This is a genomic window from Streptomyces sp. NRRL S-495 (assembly GCF_000966955.1).
In the GTDB taxonomy this organism is placed as follows: Bacteria; Actinomycetota; Actinomycetes; order Streptomycetales; family Streptomycetaceae; genus Kitasatospora; species Kitasatospora purpeofusca.
Window position 1 is genome coordinate 1 of record NZ_JZWY01001094.1, and the last position, 1,076, is coordinate 1,076.

A 1,076-nucleotide genomic window follows, 5' to 3' on the forward strand; every position below is an offset into this window, starting at 1 on the left:
GCCGTCATGCACCGCATGATCACGGCGGCGGTTCGGGCGGCACCGGCGGCACGGGCGGCCGAGGCGGAGTAGGAAGTCGACCCGGACGACTTCCTACTCCGGGGCTGGCAGGCGGTGCCGGACGTACTCCGGGGCGGCCGGGTCGAGTTCGATGGTGTTCTCGTCCAGGCCGTCGGCGATCCGCACATGGCCGTCGTCGAACACGAACTCCATGGCCACCACTCCAGCAGGGCAGCCCCTCGCAGCTCCCGGCCGACGAACGGGGCCAGGCGCTCGTCCTGGTCGGACCACTCGGGTGTGAACCCGGACCACTCCCAGCCCACGATTGCGGTCGTCGTGTCGATGTCGTTCCAGCCGATCGAGAGTTCGGCCGACGATCGCGACGGAGCCGGTCAGGGATCCTCGCACCACGTGGCCATCCCGCAAGGGGTCCGGAGTGGGAAGTCGGACTGGCCGACTTCCCACTCCGACGCGTCCTGGCGGCATCCCACCGACGTCCGACCATGCACGCCAGCCGTATCAGAAGGAAGACCCTCGGCCATGACCGAACCGTGGCCGGTGGCCTGTTGGTCACTCACCGAACGCCATACTGCACATCGTGGATCGCGACGACCTGATTGCCGCCCTCGAAGAACACGGCACCGATACGGCCGGTCATGCCGCGCTGGCCCTGCGTGCCGGGACTTCGTTCCAGGTATGGGCCGGATCGACGGTGCCGGCCGACCGGCTCTTCGCCATCTGGGCATGGCGGGCCGAATGCTTGGCGGAGGACGGCGTCGCCACCCGTTGGGACTTCGACCAGGGACTGCCCGACCTTCGGCTCGCGGGCGACACCCCCGTCACCCTGGGGCGAGTGGGGATGCCCGGGGACTCGCACCTGGTCTTCCTGAACGCCGACCTGAGTTCGTGCGTTGCCGTGCTGTAGCTCCGCCCGGAAGGGCCGACGCGGCGAAAATGGCGGGCCCCGGGCGGCTCGTCGGAGCAGAATGCGCAGCATGGCGGACATGGCAGCGTTCCAGGACGCGATCACGGCTTGGGCGGCGGGCGGACCCGGTGGGCCTGCGGGGGAACTGGCC

General features: G+C 69.8%; 1 protein-coding gene and 1 pseudogene. Both read left to right on the forward strand.

The annotated features are described in order from the left end of the window. Positions 1-598: 598 nt before the first annotated feature. A complete protein-coding gene (locus tag VR45_RS39340) occupies positions 599-925 on the forward strand; it encodes a hypothetical protein (RefSeq protein WP_045944764.1) in 327 nt (108 codons plus the stop codon). 70 nt (positions 926-995) lie between these two features. Next, positions 996-1,076: pseudogene (locus VR45_RS49720) on the forward strand (ATP-dependent endonuclease); the annotation flags it as partial.